We start from the raw sequence: 19291 nt of genomic DNA on the forward strand, positions 1-19291 counted from the left end.
TTTATAGTTCATTAATTTCCTTTTCAATTAATCGGTATTTATCCTTTACATCTTCTCCTGAATAAAAGTCGAGCAAGTCTTTTTTAGTTAATGTTCCTTGACTTAAAAAGCGTTTCAAATATTCTTGGTTGAACTCCATTAAAAGGATGGATTTTTCCAATTGCTTTAAAATCGCTTTGTTATTGTCAATATTGTTTTGAACCAAAGATTTGATGGTCAAGACTTCATTGATGTCTTTGATAATGCGGTTTACCATCATTGCCAAAATATCTTTATCAAGTTCGACTTCCTTCGCATTTAAAGCTATATCACGAGCCAACATATAGGCAATGGCTAAATTGCTGTAATCTCCCTTTTGTGAATTGATAATGGCAACAAAACCAACTCCTGCAATGTAACCTACATTTTCAAAGTTCTTTAAAACGGAGTTTTCAACTAAAGAAATATCAAAGACGATCAAACTCACTTTGCTGTCTCTGTTGGCTTGTGTTTCTATTAATTGACTCCAAGCCGTATCGGATTTACGAGTAAAAATGTCTTTGCTTTCAATGTCTCCTAAACGAACGCTTTTATCAAATTTACATTCAATAGCTATTTTTAAATCGGGTGTTCCGTTGACTTCACAGATAATATCGCCCGTTTTATTTCTAGGTAAATTACCCGCTGTATTGCCAGTTAAAAATGCACGGTCTTTTAATCGCTTATCTAGAAAATATTGATTTAAGAATTCTGCGACTTCATCCTCTGCTAATGTTCCTTTGATTGTTGATTTATAGAAAAGTTCTTTTTTCATCTCAAAAATCATCTTTAAACTCTCGAGTTCTGTTCCCAACTCATTAGATGTTTTTGAAAGAAAAGATGAAATACGGTCTTCCATTAAAGCCAATACACCAATGTAAATGGCTCTTAGCAATTTTTCATCTCTTTCGCTTGCAGGAAGATTGTCGAAGTAATTGAAAACGATTTGATTTTCGATTTCAAATTCTTTGATTTCAATGCGTTTGAGCTGTTGGTTTATTTTAAGCATTGTTATTCAATTCTTTCGTATGGATAAACATTCTTGAAATTCCTGTTTAGGTAAGAACCGTGAGAAGGAGCTTCCAATAAATTTTGATATTCGTGTGCGGGAACGCCTTTATAGACATAAAGACTGTTATTAAGAAATCTTACATAAACTTCTTGATTTTGTTCATCATAACCGATACTATCAATGTTAGATGAACTTACTGGTGTCATTTGTGGTAAACTCATATTTTATAATTTTTATTACGCCAAGATTTTAATAATTGTTTGTATTCTTTTTGTGGATCATCAATTTTTTCTAACCATTTTTCAGATGCTTTAGGGTCAGAACTTTTAGGAGCATTTGCAATCTTAAAGAATTTCACTCGTGATGGTATCTTAACTGCTTCTCCTGAAATTAGGGCTTCACCAGTTCTCAAACTTGGTAATAAATCTACCATACTTTGCAACTCATCTTGAACAGCGGAACGTATATGACCTCTATCTTTAGAGTTGTTCATGCGCAACGCAATCATAGTGCCACATTGACTTAAGACAGTTTCGTCTAATTCTGATGGTCTTTGAGTTACCAGCAATAGTCCTACCCCATATTTGCGCCCTTCTTTTGCAATCATTTGAACTGTTCGAGAAGATATTGAATGCTCACCTGCTTTTAAATAACTGTGGGCTTCTTCTAAAACAATTAACAATGGTTGGTTTTTACCACCAACTTTGGTATTAACACCCCAAAATAAGCCATCATAAATAATTTTCAGAAGTGTGCCAGATATTGAAGATGTAATTTCACTTGGAATACCTGACAAATCTAAAATGGTTATAGGCAATTCATTTCCAAGCCATTTCAAAAACATAGCATCTAAATCTTCTTTTGTTTTACCATCTTTATCTCGGAGTTAACTTCCCAGGAGAGAATAGAAAACTGTAACTGCTGTCGTTTAGCCTATTTCTCATACTGTCTAAAAAACTTAATAATCCTTTAGCTTTTTGATTTAGAAATGGAGCACTATTTCCTAATCCTGCAATCGGATATTCACTTGATTTAAGTGATTCAATATCTCCTTCAGTGATTTTGGATGTGACTGTTATTCTATCTTGTTGAAATGTTTTTCTTTCAAAATCATCTAACTCAAACCATAATCGTTTTAGACTAAATGGTATGGGTGAATCTGCGGTAATAGACTCCTTAGTTACTTCTATTTTGTTTTCTTCCGCACTTTTAATTTTTGCTTCAACAACTTTTTCTCGAATGTATTCTCTATTTTGGTCTGTCAGATTTCCTGAGAATATTTTCATCAATTCATTAAAGGGTAGTGCCCAAAAAGGGATTTGCAATTTGCTTTCATCATCTAATGAATTTACATCTATTACTTTTGAATATTTTGAAAGGGCATCGTTATACTCACCGTGAGGGTCAATTACCAAAATTCTTGAACTTGGAAACTCCCTATTAGCTATGGATTGAAGCAATACTGAAACAGAATTTGATTTACCACTACCTGTTGAACCTACAATGGCACAATGCCTTGAAATGAGTTTATCTAAGTCAATCTTAGCATCTAAACTTTCCGATACACTAATATTTCCAACAGTAATTGAATTGGATTCTTCCTAACCACCATAGATAACATCAAGGTCATTGATTGTTACCAAGTGTACTTTATCTCCAGTAGTTGGATATTGTGTTACACCTCTTTCGAACTTTTTCCCAACCTGTTCTCCAGCTAAAACTATGTTTATCCATCTTGTGTTTTTCAAAATATCATAATCTTTAGCTACGGCTTCTCTTAAACTTTCAGGGATTGCAGCTGAACCTATTTGAGTCACAATTCCGTAAAGATTGGCATAGCCTAAAGGGATTCTCACGAACGAACCTATTTGCCCTACACGATAAACAACTCCATCTATAATAGGCATATTGGATTTAATATTATCAAACAGTTTAACAGAAATACTATTCCCGCTAATGCTATCTATTTCACCAATTTCTGTTATTCTATTTTTTGACATTTTCTCCGAGCTTTTTGATTTCGTTATCGCTAACCATAGAATTTAGAAATGTAACGAGTTTGCCAAAGTCTCGGTAATATAAATTCTCCTTTACCTGTCCATTTATCATCTTCTTTTTTGTCGAGAGTGAAATACAAATCTGTTTCATCATCAGCATCTCGGAAGGGTTTTAAGTGCCCATTTGCCATAACTACAACCAATAACGGCATTGCTTGAAGCATAAATAGAAACTTTAGGATTATCTAAACCTACCCTTGAAACATTGGATTTCTCATCTATTTTATCATATTTGTCAAATATCAGCCCTATAATGTGTGATGTCGTATTTGTTTTCAATGCAGAAATAATACGTGAATTTATATGCTCGTCTCCCCAAGAATAACCACAAGTAATTAGTATTGCATCATCTTGCTTTAAGAAATTAGAGAGTCTGTCCATCAAACTTTCATAAGGTTGCTTTTTTGAATCTTTATATTTTAGAGTAGAAGGATAAATCAAAATATCATCGTCGTCTGGACTAACTCTCAATATCTTTTCTGTATCCTTATCAAAATGCCAACCTAAAGAACCGTGTATTTTCCAAAGTTTTGTTTGCTTCGATAAAAATGAAAAATCTTCAACTGATTCTCGGATTAAAAAAGGCTCTAAGGCTACCACAAAATCCATCGTAATATGGGATTTCTTTATGTTCTAATCCAAGTTCTAATAAGAAATCATAATTGGTTGTAAAGACTTCGATTGGATACTTTCTTTCAGCTTGTCCTATCCAATTTGCAAAATCTGTCTCGGACTAATTCACTTACAATATCTTTTGTAACAATTTGTTTAAACTCTTTTTTTAAAGCTATATCACATAGAGTCCTATTGTGAACACTTACTTTTTCCCTAACTTCTTTTTTGATTCTTTTGATCAAATCTGCAAACTCACCTTTGTTAAGAGAATTTAGTACACTTTTACCAATGAATGAAACTTTTTGTTCAAGATTAGACAGTATTGTTTCTATGTTGAAGTTTTTCTCCCCAAGTTCTTCCTTTATATCCTCTAATGCTGTTTTGTATTTCGTATCAACTTTTCCTACCTCTTCAACGATTTCAGATGTCATTTTACCAATAGCAGGAACAGTAAGCGAAGTTTCATTTTTCATTGCTAATGAACTCCCTGCACCAAAAAGAAAACCTATTTTCTTTTTATCAGAAATTAATATTTGCTGAATACCTCTGATATATTCTGATGGGTCATGTGTTGTCATACAAAATTATTTATTCCTATTTATTCTCCTTGCCGAAAGCTTTTTCCTAATGCTATCGTCAGTTTTATTTCTTTTGATAATTAAATTTATCCTTTAGTTCATTCATAAAATAAGCACCAAGAGAAGGTGACTCCATTAATTCTTCAAACACCTTTTTCGGCACATCAAAATACTGATAAACCGCTCCGTGGTGAAATTCTATTTCTAATACCTTTTTTTCCGCATCATAACCTACTGAGGCAATATTGGAAGACACTACGGGAATGCGTTGTGTTTTCCCTGTATTCCCTTCCTCTAAAAATGATAGCAATTGTTTGCCAAGGGCAGTGCTAAGATATTGTTGGTCTCTACTCGTGGGTGTATCAGGGAGCGTGAGTTGAAGCCACCCTGCATCTATTAATGGTTTGAGATGGTTTCTGAAATTTTTGGTGTTATTATATAACCCAATTTTATCGAAAATTGCCTCCCTTGATTTTGGTTCTATGCAATATTGGAGTAACTGTTTGGCTTTTGATGTAATGCTGTTTTTAATGGCTTCTTTGTCTCTGTCTCCAATTTCAGAGACAGAGAGCCTAAGATAAGGATTAATGTCAATTAAGTTTTTGAATTCAAGCACTTTATCATATTCTCTTCTTAGTTCCTTTTCCTGACCTAAGATGGAATTCGTAAGCGGATGTACATGCAGAATACACAAAAAGTAAGCATTGTTTTCGTCCGTCTCAAAAACAGGTGGAGGCGAACCATTTTCGGCTAAGCTTTTGTGAATAATAGGCAACCCTGTTCCTCTGCCTTCCGTGAGTTTCAGCTCTTTTAAAAATCCACCTAGTTTACGATTTCTATAATCCCGTGCGACCACTCTTTGTTTATTTAGCATCGCTTGGTTGATAGGCGGCATAGGGCCAGGAAAACTCAATATTTCAATTTTATCTTTATGAATTTGAATCTCAACAGGGTTTTGTCGCTCATAGCTTTTATGATAAACGGCATTGACCACCGCTTCCTCTATGGCTTGAAAAGGATAGTTGAAGAAACGTATGGATTCCGCTTGCTTAGCTGACTTAACCACCAATTCTTCGACAATATTTGATTTAAAATACTGTAAAACATCCCTAATCTGCTGAATAATAGAACCGGAAAATATTTTTTCTGTATAATCTTTCCCAACTTCATTTTTATGAATCACTACATCAACTGTTGCTCCGGAAAAATACTTTTCAGGATGTTCATTAAACAAGAGCAAACCAGCATTGGTAGGACGTAGTAGCTCGTCTGAACCTTTGGCTATCATTAGAAGTCTGCATAATTCAGAGAATGGCATTTTTGTACTCTCTTCATATAAAGAGCTCATCACTTCTTTTAAATAGTTTTGAATCAAACGCAAATTCAAATCATCTAAGGTAGCGGTTTGGTTTATTCGGTCATCAAATGGGATGCGTGCCGTGAGTTCAACAAGTCTTCTCTCATCATCAGAGCCATCTTTTACTTTTAACGTTTTTGAACCTCGTTTGATGTACATTGCTCTTTCAGTTCTTTTTTCACTTAAACTAATGGGAGCTTTGTAGGGTCTGTTATCTCCAGCGGGGGCAAAAACAACCAGAATATGCCTCTCGTTCATTAAATAAGGGTGAAAAACAGGAATATATACAGGGGTTAATTTATGAGACAGTTCAATCAGTTTTTTCCGGATGGCATCCAATTCTTGAACTTCTAAACCTATTGGTGGTAATTTAGCTTTACCATTTTCTTCTTCTACTCCAATAATGACATAACCTCCATCCCAATTATTAATGTCATTAGCATAGGCACATAAAGAATGAATGACATCCTCTCGGATTCCATCCTTTTTTTAACTCAATCCGATCCCATTCAACCGTATTGCCATGTATTAATTCATCTATATTTATGGGTAATGCCATTATTTATTAAATTGTATTAAAATATTTCTAATTCAGGGACATTCATTTCTTCTTATTCGCTTTAATATATTTTGCTCTTTTCTCTGCTACTTTTAGTGCTTCTATACCTAAATCTTCGTCCTGAATTTCAAATAAGATCTTGTCACTTAGGAACGAAACCAAAAGTTCGTCTGAGTTGTAGTCGTAAATCTCGGCAAGTTTCATAACTACCTCTTTTGTGATTTTCCTTTCTCCACGCTCCATTTTGCTCAAAATAGACACATCAATGTCGAGCAACGCAGCAATTTTCCGTAATGGAAGTTCTTTTTCTTCTCGAATACATCTTAACTTTTCACCTACTGTTTCTGTTGACATAATATTTGTTGACATATTTTGTCTAAAGTAGGAAAAGATTTTTGACATGTCATCACTTATTTTCTATTCTTTTTGACATTACCATTCACAAATGTCTAAAGAGAATTTTTCCCTATTTCAAAGTAAATTAAAAAATGAAGAAATCAATTACGGAAATCCATAAAGGATAAGGATTCAGATGAATAGAAATTCAAATTATAGCAAACGTTTTAAAAAGGTGAAGATTTAGGTGGTGGTTTTTGGCGCAATGGCAATCTTCGGCTTTTTAAAATGATAGCCCAAATGGCGATTGAATGTCGCGCAAGAATGGTTTTTCATCATTTTGCGACAAAAAAACGCCTATTTTCAGGGTTTCCGAGGGGTTTTGTCGCAAATGAAATATTTAGTCTCCACACTGCCTAAAAGATTTACTGTAAAAAATTGCCTGTTTATGGGACTTCCCGGAGGTTTTACTGTAAAATTAGGGAAATGAAGTCCCGTAACATCGCTTTAGCGTGTTACCCTCTTGCTCTTCCAAACTTCGCCCATTCGTGACCAAGTTTTCCGGACAACCTGATTTGAAAATCAGTTGCTCTTTTTGTTTCAAATCCAGTGCATTCTTCAATTGATTGTAAAACCCCGTATGATGTAGAACACTAATTTTATCAAAACAAATTCATGTAAGGGTTGAAAATTTGCGGTTCAGTTAAAGCAAATTTTTAACGCTTACATACCGCTTTCTTTTAGCGAAAAATGGGTAAAGTTTTTTCTGCTTTACTTATTTTTCGCTGCGTGAGGGATAGAAGCGGCACCCTTTCTGTTTTTCACAGAAAGATATAGCGGATAGCCCGACCTTTAGGGCACGCCCAACAACTCTAACGTGCGTAAATCCAAATTTTGGATATTCCATAATAAAGTAAAGGGAGTGGTATTGTTGCTCCCTTTGTTGTTACCCTTTTTATGTCAAGTCCCCAAACTCTTTCGGCTCTCCTTCTCCCTGAACCGTTCCAACAGGTTGCCAATGTCCTCACCTATCTTGGTCTCCACAACCCTTGCATATAACTGTGTGGTGGTAAGCTTGGAATGCCCCAATAATTTCGATACCGTTTCAATAGGTACGCCATTGGAAAGCATGACCGTGGTGGCAAAAGTATGCCGAGCCACATGAAAGGTTATGTTTTTATGAATACCACAGGATGCTACTATCTCTTTCAAATATTTATTGGTCTTTTGATTGGAACTTATAGGCAATAGGAAGTCCACAAAGACCTTTTCCTGCAACCTCCTATATTTTTCAATGATTTCCAAAGCTTTGGGCAGTAGTGGCACTTTAACACGCTCGTCCGTTTTTTCCCGTTTAGTGTATATCCAATAGTTGTTGTCGATACCCTTTACGATATTGTCCTCGGTAAGTTCCTTTACATCCACATAGGACAGTCCCGTATAGCAGGAAAATACAAAGCAATCTTTTACCCGCTGTAACCGTTCACTTGTAAATTCTGTCCCTTCTAATATTTCCAGTTCCCTTTCCGTTAGGTAAGCCCTGTCATATTTATGATACTTCAATTGGAATTGGTTGAACGGGTTCTTGTGTGTCCATTCCAGTTTAACGGCAAGGTTTACCATTTTTTTGAACCGTTCCAAGTGCTTCATAACGCCATTGTTGCCCAACATGAGCTGTTTCTTAGAGTTCCTGTAATTGCGCAGGAAATTCTCAAAATCAGTTACAAATTCGTAGTTCAATTGTTTCAGGTAGATGTCCTTTACCCTTCTTTTCTTTAGCAAAAATCGGTACAGGTATTTTTCTGTGGTATAATAATTCTTCATTGTCCCCCTTTTCAGAACATATGCCATATTCCCGTGATGGTATGCAATAAGTTCCCGTAAGGTCTTACTGTTATCGTCCTCGCCCAAATAGCGGGTCTTGACTGCTTCGGAGGATATGATTCTATCCTCTTCCAAGAGTTCTTTATGGCATTCCAACAGCTTGTTATACACCTCGTCCGAGATAGGCGTTTAAGGTTCTAACATTTTGGGAACTGCCCCTGCCACGGCTTTTATTGTTGTCCCAATCTTTGTCGGTAATGGTTCTCTTTAAACTGATTTCCGCCCGTTTTCCATTTACGGTAATACGGACGTAGAGGGAAAGGTGTTTTGGATTGCTCCTTGATTTTCCGGTAAAGAAAATTACCGTAAAAGTGTGTTTTGTCTTCATTTTCAATGACTTTAGTTAAACAATAAATTGTAAAGACGAAAGTCAAATCGTACCCTAAAGTCCTTTAAAGATAGTACAATTCGGTGGACATCTGCACACCTAATTGCACACCTTTTATATGGTTTTAAATGAAATCAATTGAATGCATAAAAAACAAAAAACACTGAAAATCATACGATTAACAGTGTTTTGTTATGACCTATTTCTAGGTTCGTCGGGGTGGCAGGATTCGAACCTGCGACCTCCGCGTCCCAAACGCGGCGCGATAACCGGGCTACGCTACACCCCGAAGTGGTTATCTTAGACTAAAACAACAAAAAACCTTGAAATTTTAGAGTGGCAAATATACACTATTATTTAAAAATCAAACCAATTTTATCGTAAATTGTAAAAACATTTTTTAAATCATGATAAAAGCACTAAAAACCCTCTCTATTGCTGTCTTTTTTATTAGTATTCACGCCTGTGCTCAAGATAAAAATCCAGTAAATAGTAAAAACAGTTATGAAGTGGTTGTTCCGGAACTAACAAATCCATGGGCCTTTACTTTTCTTCCGAGATAAGAGCATGCTTATTAATGAAAAAGAAGGTCAATTAATTCACTTTAAAAACCAAGTCAAAACCGAAATAAAAGGCCTTCCAGTAAATTTATGTGCGTGGTCAAGGTGGTCTCTTAGACCTTTCGCTACATCCGGACTATGCAACTAATGGATGGATATACATATCTTATGCCTCACCAAAAGGAACAGGTAACGGTGGAAATACCGCCGTTATGCGAGCAAAGATAAAAGGCGATAGATTAATAGACAAACAACTGCTTTATAAGGCAGAACCCAATACAACCAAAGGACAACACTTTGGCTCACGCATCGTTTTTGATACTCATGGTTATCTGTTTTTTACTATTGGCGAACGTGGTGAACGTGACGTGAATCCGCAAGACTTAACTAAAGATGGAGGTAAAATTTACAGACTGCACGATGATGGTCGTGTACCAAAAGACAATCCGTTTGTTACTGTAGAAAATGCTAAGACCGCGATTTATTCTTACGGGCATCGTAATCCACAAGGTATGAAACTACATCCCGACACTAAAGACATCTCGGACACATGAACATGGACCAAAAGGTGGTGATGAAATTAATATCGTTAAAAAGGGTGCCAATTACGGTTGGCCAGTGATCACCTATGGTAAAAATTATAGCGGAACAACCATTACCGATACCACTAAAAAAGAAGGCATGGAACAACCTTTGCATTATTGGGATCCTTCTATAGCACCAAGTGGCATGGCTTTTATTTCTTCTAATAAATATGGTGACTGGAAAGGAAGTTTACTTGTAGGCTCCTTAAAATTTAATTATTTAGATCGCTGTACGCTTGAGGATGGTAAGGTGATTAAAGAGGAACGGTTGTTAGACGGTATTGGCCGGGTTCGATCCATAGAGCAGGGCCCCGATGGGTTTATTTATGTTGGCGTAGAAAATCTAGGCATTGTTAAATTAATTCGCACATAAATATGAAAAACAGCATCATAATCTTACTGGCGAGCGTAAGTCTATTTTCTTGTCCATCGTCTAATGAGCCAATGGCTCAAAAAAAGGATGCTATCGTTCAAAATTTTTCTGAAGGCAAACAAGTTTATGACGATTTCTGCATACAATGTCATCTCGGCTAATGGTGAAGGTGTTGCTAATACGTTTCCGCCTTTAGCAAAATCAGACTATTTAATGAATAAAAGGAAGGCCAGTATTCGCGCATTAAAATTTGGCTTAAATGATGAAATTGTAGTAAATGGTAAATCATACCATGGCAACATGGCTTCACAAGGCTTAACAGATCGAGAAATTTCCAGCGTAATGAACTACATCACAAACAGTTGGGGGAACAAAAATACAGCGTTAATAACTGAGGAAGAAGTTTCAAAGGTGGAACGGTAATATTTTGTTTCAAATTCCTAAATTTGTCTGATTAAATTTAATAAATAATACATGTTAATAATTGGGATTGCCGGTGGTACCGGATGTGGAAAAACAACTGTTGTAGAACAAATAATGAATGAATTACCGGATGGCGAAGTTGGTATTATTTCTCAAGACTCTTATTATAAAGACACTTCCAATTTAAGTTATGACGAGCGTGTTCAAATTAATTTTGATCATCCCCGTTCCATAGATTTTAAGTTGTTACGAACCCATTTAACCGCTTTAAAAAATGGGGAGAGTATTGAACAACCTGTTTATTCTTTTGTAGAACATAACAGAACTAAGGAAACCGTTTTGACAACGCCTAAAAGAGTTATGATTGTTGAAGGGATATTAATTTTGAGTAAGCCAAAAATTAGAGATATGTTCGATATAAAGATATTTGTGCATGCCGATAGTGATGAGCGATTAATACGTCGCGTAAGGCGTGATATTGCCGAGCGTGGCAGAGATATCAATGAAGTTTTAACCCGTTACCAAACCACATTAAAACCCATGCATCAGCAATTTATAGAGCCCATGAAAGAATATGCTGATTTAATTATCCCAAACAATAAATACAACACTGTTGCTGTTGATATTGTTAGAACTATTATTAATGATAGATTGAGTTAATGTTTTCCAAATATAAAAACATATTCGTCATCATACTCCTTGTTTTTGCAATTTGGATGGTGTTCTTTGATAGTAATTCATTGATGATTCACAATGAGTTAAATCGTGATATTGAAGCTTTAGAAAATGAGAAAGAATACTATAGAAAAGAAATTAAAAAAGACAATAAAACGATAAATGAATTAAAAAAAGAAGAAGGTCTAGAAAAATTTGCGCGTGAAGAATATTATATGAAACGTGAAAACGAAGACATTTATATTATAGAATATCAAGACAGCTTAAAAGTAGACGACGATGAGTAAAACACTATTTTCAGATTTTAATACTGTTTCGGCTAAAGCCTGGAAGCAAAAAATACAAGCAGATTTAAAAGGCGCAGATTATAACAACACCTTAATTTGGAACACTCGCGAAGACATCAATGTAAAGCCTTTTTATCATCGCGATGATTTTGAGAATCAACCGTTTTTAAAAGTACCATCAAACCCTTGGAATATATGTCAAACCATTTTTGTAGCCAATGAAAAACAGTCTAATAATAAAGCAATAAAGGCTATTAAACGTGGTGCGGAAAGTATTAAGTTTATCATTCCTAATAAAGATATTACTATTCCTGTTTTATTAGAAAACATTGATACTGCTACTACACTGCTCTATTTTGAATTGCACATTTTAGATACGGACTTCATAAAAAAAATAGCACTTATACCGTCTAAAGCAGGAATATATATTCTAAATGATAGCATAGGACACCTTGCCAAGTCTCGGTAATTGGTTTGATACTTTAAAAAACGATCACGAACAATTAGCCCAAATAATAAAAATACCAAATAACACCATTAGTATTGATTTAGGTCTTTATCAAAATGCAGGCGCCACTATTGTCCAACAATTAGCTTATAGTTTAGCACATGCCAATGAGTATTTAAATCTTTTTGGAAAGGACATAAAGTCTCCATTGACCTTTAATGTTTCGGTTGGAACGAATTATTTTTTCGAAATAGCAAAACTTCGTGCACTACGGGTGTTATGGAAAACGTTGGCTCAAGAATATGGCATATCACCAGAGTGTCACATTTTTGCTATGCCTACAAAACGCAACAAAACAATATACGATTTCAACACCAATATGTTACGTACCACTACAGAATGCATGAGTGCTATTTTGGGCGGTGCAAATACGGTTTGTAATTTATCATACGATTCCATTTATCATAAAGACAATGCCTTTGGAGAGCGCATTTCAAGAAACCAATTACTCATTTTAAAACATGAAAGCTATTTTGATGCGGTAGAAAATGCTTCAGACGGGTCATATTATATTGAAAGCCTAACTCTTCAGTTGGCAGAAAAAGCGCTTGAATTATTTAAATCTATTGAGACTAATGGTGGTTTCTTACATCAATTAAAGGCTGGAACCATTCAGAAAAAAATTGCAGAAAGCGCTAAAAAAGAACAGGATGCTTTTGATGCTGGTGACATCACTTTATTAGGCACCAATAAACATCCAAATATGGATGATAGAATGAAAGACGATCTAGAACTGTATCCATTTTTAAAAACCAATAGCAGAAAAACGTTAATTCAACCCATTTTAGAGCGAAGGTTAGCAGAGACAATCGAGCAGAACCGATTAAAAAATGAATAAATCGTTTAAATATAAATATTCAATAAAATCTCAAAAACAAAACCCTAGTAAGCCATGAAAAACCCTTTTAAACTCTTTACTTTTTTATTTTTGGTGACAGTATCAAGCTGTGATACTACAGGAAAAATAGATTATAAATTTGCTGAAAGCCCTGAAATAATTGCTTGTGATTTGCCTAATAACGCCTTATACAATGAAGCCATTCATTCTTTTGAAAATGACCTATTAAACACCTATGATAACAAATCAAAATCTGGTCAAAAAGCATATTTTTCATTCATCAATTTCACCATGCGTGGCGGTTTAAAAGTGGAGGATATTGCTAGTGCCCATAGTTTAAAAATTGCTCATCTTTTAAAAGAGGACAACACCTTATGGACTACCATCAATGGTAAAACATCATTAAACTACTCACATCCTTTAATTGATTGTTTGACAAAAAACATAAAAACGAATAGCTTAAAACAAACTATTAATGCACTACTAACTACAAATAGTATGAGACCAAATTTAGTTTTGGCGCCTTTAAGTAATAGTACCAAAGGGATTCAGGGAGATGGTAGTTTAAAAGGGTATGTCGCTTTCGATTTCTTTTACTCAAAATTATTAGATTCTAAACTTGAAGATTTAAAAAACCCAAATCCAGAACCAATTGAAGCGGCTAAAACAGATGTAAAAACAGGTTTAAATCCGGCGAAAAAAACAACTATCCCAACAGATAAAGTGATGGAAAAAGACCCACATGCAGGACATAATCATTAATTATGGATAGAAAAGACCTCAAACATATTAAAATAAAATCAGAAAACAGCAGCGCAGCCTTAGAAGGCAAAAGTAGTGTATTTCTAACTGCAGAAACCATCGCCGTAAAGTCGAAGTATCCCAAAAAAGATATTGAAGGCTTGGAGCACCTGGATTTTGTGGCAGGAATAGCGCCAAATCTTCGTGGCCCTTACTCGACAATGTATGTAAGAAGACCTTGGACCATTCGTCAATACGCTGGATTCTCGACGGCAGAAGAAAGTAATGCCTTTTACCGCAGAAATTTGGCTGCAGGACAAAAAGGCCTATCTGTTGCCTTTGATTTAGCAACACATCGCGGTTATGATAGTGATCACGAGCGTGTGGTTGGAGATGTTGGAAAAGCAGGAGTGGCCATTGACAGCGTGGAAGATATGAAAGTATTATTCGACCAAATTCCCCTAGATAAAATGTCGGTTTCCATGACGATGAATGGGGCCGTATTACCAATCATGGCATTTTATATTGTTGCAGCAGAAGAACAAGGTGTAAAACCTGCAGCCTTGACTGGAACCATTCAAAATGACATCTTAAAGGAGTTTATGGTACGTAACACATATATCTACCCCCCTACGCCTTCCATGCAGATTATATCTGATATTTTTGAATATACCAGTGTGCATATGCCTAAGTTTAATAGTATTAGTATTTCAGGTTATCACATGCAAGAAGCAGGCGCCACTTGCGATATTGAACTCGCTTACACCCTAGCTGACGGATTAGAATACATAAGAAAAGGATTAGCAGCCGGTATGGATATAGATACCTTTGCACCCCGCCTCTCTTTCTTTTGGGCCATTGGTATGAATCATTTTATGGAGATTGCTAAAATGAGAGCTGCCGTAATGTTGTGGGCGAAACTGGTAAAGCAATTCCATCCTAAAAACGAAAAATCATTAGCCCTAAGAACCCATTGCCAAACCAGCGGCTGGAGTTTAACAGAGCAAGACCCTTTTAATAATGTGGCCCGAACCACTATTGAAGCTGCTGCTGCGGCTTTTGGTGGTACGCAAAGTTTACATACCAATGCGTTAGATGAAGCCATCGCATTACCAACAGATTTCTCGGCTAGAATTGCGCGAAACACTCAAATATTTTTACAAGAAGAAACCCATATTACAAAAACAGTAGATCCTTGGGCAGGGAGTTATTATGTTGAAAAACTAACCAGTGATATTGCTGAAAAAGCCTGGGCTTTAATTGAAGAAGTGGAAGCATTAGGTGGGATGACAAAAGCTATTGAAGCTGGTATTCCTAAATTAAGAATTGAAGAAGCAGCGGCTAGAAAGCAAGCGCGTATTGACTCCGGACAAGATATTATCGTGGGCGTGAATAATTATGTTCTAGATCAAGAGGATGCCATTTCTACTTTAGAAGTTGATAATCAATCGGTGCGTCTACAACAAATTGCAGGCTTAGAAAAAATTAAGGCAGAAAGAAACACCAAGAAAGTCGACCAAAGTTTGACGAATTTAACTCAAGCTGCCAGGTCAGGCAAAGAAAATCTCTTAACTTTAGCTGTAGAAGCTGCCCGAGAACGCGCTACCCTAGGTGAAATTAGCGATGCTCTAGAAGCCGTTTATGGGAGATATAAAGCGCAAATAAAATCATTTTCTGGAGTGTATAGTAAAGAAATAAAAGACGACAAAAGCTTTGAAAAAGCGAAACAGTTGGCCGATCAATTTGCAGAACAAGAAGGGAGACGCCCACGTATTATGATTGCAAAAATGGGTCAAGATGGCCATGACCGTGGTGCAAAAGTAGTGGCAACAGGTTATGCCGATGTTGGCTTTGATGTCGATATAGGCCCTTTATTTCAAACGCCTAAAGAAGCGGCGAAACAAGCCGTAGAAAACGATGTACATATTTTAGGTGTCTCGTCTTTAGCTGCCGGACACAAAACGCTAGTGCCACAAGTGATTGAAGAACTTAAAAATTATGGTCGCGAAGACATCATGGTGGTTGTTGGCGGGGTGATACCAAAACAAGATTACCAATATTTATTTGATGCTGGCGCTGTGGCTATTTTTGGTCCAGGAAGTAAAATTAGTGAAGCTGCCATTACGATATTGGAGATATTAATTGATTAATTGGCATTCCAATAGTTTGATTTTTTCCTTATTACTTCAGATAACAACAGACAGAATAAATTGAAAAATGAGTCTTATTTAAATGCTTAATTCTATTTAACAATACTATTAAAATCGATTAAATATTTGGTGCTTGTTATACAGTTTATCTGATAATTATTAAGAGCTTATTAAACCTTTAAGTAGGCGGCATTCATTTGAATTTAAAGGTGGTTCTTCACCGTCTTTAATTTTTAAAATTTATGGCTTTAGTCCATGAAAAATGAAGCAGTCATCAAAGATTTCTTTTTAGGAATAAGAAAAGTAGTTGCAATAAATATGTAGACTATTATGACGTTATACAACCCAATAGCAATGAACTAGAGTTTAATCTACTTCTCAAATTCTTATAAACATTGTATTCGTATTTAGTTACAAAACCAGAATACCTTATTTCAAGTGCAGCCCTACCAATAGTGAACCTATTGTTGGTCTAATTTTTGCTTCTATGTAGGTAATCGCTCAATTATTAGATTTTTTTTTCTAAATTAACAAAAACACCAAAGACGATACATCTTTTAAACAATGACACGTACTTTCGCAAAACATATAACCCTTAATTTAATAAGTTTAGCGATTTGCTTTGTCTTTACTTCAGGAATTAGCAGTTTTGCGCAACAACCACCATTAAACAAGGCCCCAACATTAGATAGCACTCGTAAGCAACACGATGCTGCCAAAAAGCAAAAAAAAATCGACTTTGATGGCAGAGATGGCCCCTACATAATCAATGACTCCTTGTTGTATAGAGTAAATGCTGAAAACAAACTTGTAGTGAGCCCTATAGTTAAAGACGATTCCCTAGTTGTTCGTTCAGACCATAAAAATTCAGATGTCTTCTATGTGTCTATAGCATCACATTACGACATTCCAAAAACGACCTATCAATTGCCGAGAGAAAATGGTTGTTATTTCAGATATAGAAGGTAACTATGAAGCCTTTGCTAGCTTCTTATTTGCCAATAAAATTATGGACGAAAATCACAATTGGATTTTTGGTACTGGTCATTTAGTTCTAGTAGGTGATTTTGTAGATCGGGGTAAAAATGTCACACAAGTACTCGGCTTATTTACAAGCTTGAGCATCAAGCAAAAAAGCAGCATGGCTTGGTACATTTTATATTAGGGAATCATGAAATACTCAATTTTCATGGAGATCACAGATACAATCGTGGTAAATATATTAAAGCGGCACAAGAAATAAGTCAAATAAACGATAAAAAAGAGGCGATTAAATATTTGTATTCTAATCAAACGGAATTAGGCAAATGGTTGGCCACAAAAAACGTTATTGAAAAAATTGGAGACTACTTATTTGTTCATGGGGGATTAAGCCCGGAACTATTAGATTACGAATTAGACTTAAGTACAATCAATAATATGGTCCGCTTTCGGTTTAGTGGGTTAAAAGACCCTAATGATACCCTAGTTAATTTTCTGTATAGTTCAAAAGGTCCCTTTTGGTACAGAGGCCTTGTGATGAACAGATACACCTATTCTAAAATAAGCCTTTTAGAACTTGAAGAAATTTTGAGCTATTATGATGTTCAAAAAATAGTCATTGGTCACACACCAGTTGAAACGATATCTACTGATTTTAATGGAAAAGTGATAAAAATTGACGTGCGACATGGCACTAAATCATTTCCAGGCCGCACTAAAGGGTTACTTATAGAAAACTGCGAGGAGTTCGTTATTGATGCTTATGGAACGAAAAGACGGCTTCAGTATTAATTAAAGAGTTTTAAAATGACTATCGAGGAAGCGTAACCTATCGTCTAACCATTTCATGAGATACTCGTAATGTACTTGATTAGACAACTCATTTAAGGCATTCTTCCATACCAATTGTTCTCGTTCATATACTTTTTCTTCGGTGAATCTAGTATATATTTTATTTATTCTAGCTCGCAGCGCCTCATTACTAAATTCTTGAGTTCTTAGGGTAGCCCATCGGACTTTCATTTTATCTTTATACCCATTTGGGTTCACTTCAATAAGCCTTTTAAAAAGTCCATTCCACAAAACATCATTGGTTACCCCTTCCCGCTTTCCATCTTGAATTACTCCCCAAACACCATCTAAATCCCAAGGGATAAAAAAATAGGGCTCGCCCTTATCATACTTTCCTAGATAGTAATTTTTACCTAAATTATCAGATGCTCTTAGCATATTCACAAAAAGGTAGTAATCTATAGCATTCGAAATATGCACCGTCTGTTCTATATTTTTAGAAAACGTGTCATTTGAACTATGGACGACTAGATTTTCAAATTTAAATAAGTTTTCAAAATCTGAGGTATAATCTATAAATGGATATCGGGTTAACCAACCATTCCAATGTGGAAAAAGATTATTATAACTAGCAGGTGCTTTAGTAAAAGCGGGGCCGCCTTCATAGGAATTGGCTTTATACAATTCGCCATGAATCGTTTCTTTTTCATTTTTTTTGAGCTGCAATTGCTTTCTATCCACCGATTCAGAAAACTGATAAAGACCATAGTATTGATTGTTTTTAAAGACTTCCACATATTTTACGTGAAAACCGCTTTTTGCTTTCGGCTCTTTTTGTGCATAATACGGGGTGTGAATGTCATTCCAAATATGCGTTGCAATGTGAGAACGCAAACGTAATGGCTCATTGTACATACCATCAAGAATCCAATCATCATCGTTTCGCATGCCACTAAACTTCACATTCTTTTTTTGCTTAGAAATACTATCTGTCCAAAACTCTAAATCGAATGATTTTTTAGGGAACGTTAAAGATAAATTACCCCGATGCCGTACACCCATGACACTTTCAACATATTCACTACCATTGAAAAACGTGAAATAACCAGGGATTTTTGCATTTCTGTTTATTGCAGAGGTGTTAATAGTGATATGAACTAATGGTGTTTTTGTAATATATAAAACATAATCCTCGTCACTAGTTACCGTATAACCCTCACTATATGAAAGTTGCTTAGAAGCCTCTTTCAATTTAAAGGTTTTATTAAACCTTACACTGGTTACTTTTTTATCTAGAGAAAGTATTGAATCTAAATTATTCACATGCCAAACGATAATTTTGTTCTTTTTATCGATGCCATAGCTGCCTGTTTCTGCAATAATCTCTTGGGCAGAAAGATTTACGCCACAAGACACCATGTAGAACGCAAGTAGTATTGGTAGTAATTGTCTCATTGTTTTATTCTATATTTTTCTTTCAGGTAAAAATAGCAAATAAATACCTTAACCTGATGAACTTACACTCCAATAATAACATTCCTTGTTTTCTTTAAGCAACTGTTAACAACTTCCATTTTCAAAACCCATAAATAATTGTATTTTTACGCAGAACTTCTTATGTGAAGTTTTACTAAT

At 35.4% G+C, this 19291-nt stretch carries 19 protein-coding genes, 1 tRNA gene and 3 pseudogenes; 10 read left to right on the plus strand and 13 right to left on the minus strand.

Features of this window, described 5'->3' with window-relative positions:
• Position 1: 1 nt before the first annotated feature.
• The 12 genes and pseudogenes from N7U66_RS06775 to N7U66_RS06830 all read right to left on the minus strand — a co-directional run bounded on the left by N7U66_RS06775 (position 2) and on the right by N7U66_RS06830 (position 9033).
• Positions 2-1027 carry a hypothetical protein gene (locus tag N7U66_RS06775; RefSeq protein ID WP_267677844.1) on the minus strand — a complete coding sequence of 342 codons (1026 nt, stop codon included), beginning with the start codon at positions 1025-1027 and terminating at the stop codon, positions 2-4.
• A 2-nt stretch (positions 1028-1029) separates the two neighbouring features.
• Entirely contained in the window at positions 1030-1236 is a 207-nt protein-coding gene (locus N7U66_RS06780; RefSeq protein ID WP_267677845.1) for a KTSC domain-containing protein, read from the minus strand.
• A gap of 11 nt (positions 1237-1247) precedes the next feature.
• On the minus strand, positions 1248-1868 hold the full coding sequence (locus N7U66_RS06785; protein WP_267677846.1) for an ATP-binding protein: 621 nt from the start codon (positions 1866-1868) through the stop codon (positions 1248-1250).
• A gap of 37 nt (positions 1869-1905) precedes the next feature.
• Positions 1906-2616 carry an ATP-binding protein gene (locus tag N7U66_RS06790; protein ID WP_267678488.1) on the minus strand — a complete coding sequence of 237 codons (711 nt, stop codon included), beginning with the start codon at positions 2614-2616 and terminating at the stop codon, positions 1906-1908.
• 15 nt (positions 2617-2631) lie between these two features.
• Positions 2632-3030 (minus strand): hypothetical protein, encoded by a 399-nt coding sequence (locus N7U66_RS06795; RefSeq protein ID WP_267677847.1) that lies wholly within the window; start codon positions 3028-3030, stop codon positions 2632-2634.
• Between the two features lie 29 nt (positions 3031-3059).
• The gene (locus N7U66_RS06800) at positions 3060-3218 is read right to left on the minus strand and encodes a hypothetical protein (protein ID WP_267677848.1); all 159 of its coding nucleotides are present in this window, start codon (positions 3216-3218) and stop codon (positions 3060-3062) included.
• Positions 3181-3696 (minus strand): SIR2 family protein, encoded by a 516-nt coding sequence (locus tag N7U66_RS06805; protein ID WP_267677849.1) that lies wholly within the window; start codon positions 3694-3696, stop codon positions 3181-3183. Before N7U66_RS06805 ends, N7U66_RS06800 begins: the two co-directional genes overlap by 38 nt.
• An 86-nt stretch (positions 3697-3782) precedes the next feature.
• A complete protein-coding gene (locus tag N7U66_RS06810) occupies positions 3783-4280 on the minus strand; it encodes a hypothetical protein (RefSeq protein WP_267677850.1) in 498 nt (165 codons plus the stop codon).
• Positions 4281-4344: 64 nt separating this feature from the next.
• Positions 4345-6114: a KTSC domain-containing protein gene (locus N7U66_RS06815; protein WP_313791521.1), complete on the minus strand. Its 1770-nt coding sequence runs from the start codon at positions 6112-6114 to the stop codon at positions 4345-4347.
• 124 nt (positions 6115-6238) lie between these two features.
• Positions 6239-6550: a helix-turn-helix domain-containing protein gene (locus N7U66_RS06820; RefSeq protein WP_267677851.1), complete on the minus strand. Its 312-nt coding sequence runs from the start codon at positions 6548-6550 to the stop codon at positions 6239-6241.
• Between the two features lie 942 nt (positions 6551-7492).
• Positions 7493-8744, minus strand: a pseudogene (locus N7U66_RS06825) (site-specific integrase).
• Between the two features lie 214 nt (positions 8745-8958).
• Positions 8959-9033 (minus strand) — tRNA-Pro (locus N7U66_RS06830).
• 118 nt (positions 9034-9151) lie between these two features.
• Here N7U66_RS06830 and N7U66_RS06835 point away from each other — a divergent pair.
• From N7U66_RS06835 to N7U66_RS06880, 10 genes and pseudogenes are all read left to right on the plus strand, one after another.
• Positions 9152-10261, plus strand: a pseudogene (locus tag N7U66_RS06835) (PQQ-dependent sugar dehydrogenase).
• Positions 10262-10387: 126 nt separating this feature from the next.
• A complete protein-coding gene (locus tag N7U66_RS06840; RefSeq protein WP_267677853.1) occupies positions 10388-10684 on the plus strand; it encodes a c-type cytochrome in 297 nt (98 codons plus the stop codon).
• Between the two features lie 51 nt (positions 10685-10735).
• The gene (udk, locus tag N7U66_RS06845) at positions 10736-11344 is read left to right on the plus strand and encodes a uridine kinase (RefSeq protein WP_267677854.1); all 609 of its coding nucleotides are present in this window, start codon (positions 10736-10738) and stop codon (positions 11342-11344) included.
• A complete protein-coding gene (locus N7U66_RS06850) occupies positions 11344-11646 on the plus strand; it encodes an FtsB family cell division protein (protein WP_267677856.1) in 303 nt (100 codons plus the stop codon). The genes udk and N7U66_RS06850 overlap by 1 nt, the downstream gene beginning before the upstream one ends.
• Positions 11639-12992 (plus strand): annotated as a pseudogene (locus N7U66_RS06855) (methylmalonyl-CoA mutase subunit beta). The gene N7U66_RS06850 and the pseudogene N7U66_RS06855 overlap by 8 nt, the downstream one beginning before the upstream one ends.
• Before the next feature lie 54 nt (positions 12993-13046).
• Positions 13047-13754, plus strand: coding sequence for a hypothetical protein (locus tag N7U66_RS06860; RefSeq protein ID WP_267677857.1), 708 nt, complete (start codon positions 13047-13049; stop codon positions 13752-13754).
• Between the two features lie 2 nt (positions 13755-13756).
• Complete coding sequence (gene scpA / locus N7U66_RS06865) at positions 13757-15883, plus strand: methylmalonyl-CoA mutase (protein ID WP_267677858.1); 2127 nt, start codon at positions 13757-13759, stop codon at positions 15881-15883.
• Positions 15884-16447: 564 nt separating this feature from the next.
• The gene (locus tag N7U66_RS06870; protein WP_267677859.1) at positions 16448-16852 is read left to right on the plus strand and encodes a hypothetical protein; all 405 of its coding nucleotides are present in this window, start codon (positions 16448-16450) and stop codon (positions 16850-16852) included.
• On the plus strand, positions 16824-17048 hold the full coding sequence (locus N7U66_RS06875) for a metallophosphoesterase family protein (RefSeq protein WP_267677860.1): 225 nt from the start codon (positions 16824-16826) through the stop codon (positions 17046-17048). The genes N7U66_RS06870 and N7U66_RS06875 overlap by 29 nt, the downstream gene beginning before the upstream one ends.
• Complete coding sequence (locus tag N7U66_RS06880) at positions 17030-17656, plus strand: metallophosphoesterase (RefSeq protein WP_267677861.1); 627 nt, start codon at positions 17030-17032, stop codon at positions 17654-17656. Before N7U66_RS06875 ends, N7U66_RS06880 begins: the two co-directional genes overlap by 19 nt.
• On the opposite strand, the gene N7U66_RS06885 is transcribed toward N7U66_RS06880, so the two are convergent.
• Entirely contained in the window at positions 17657-19111 is a 1455-nt protein-coding gene (locus N7U66_RS06885) for a CotH kinase family protein (protein WP_267677862.1), read from the minus strand. It abuts the gene before it with no gap.
• Between the last annotated feature and the right edge of the window lie 180 nt (positions 19112-19291).

Source organism: Lacinutrix neustonica, assembly GCF_026625145.1.
Lineage (GTDB): Bacteria > Bacteroidota > Bacteroidia > Flavobacteriales > Flavobacteriaceae > Lacinutrix > Lacinutrix neustonica.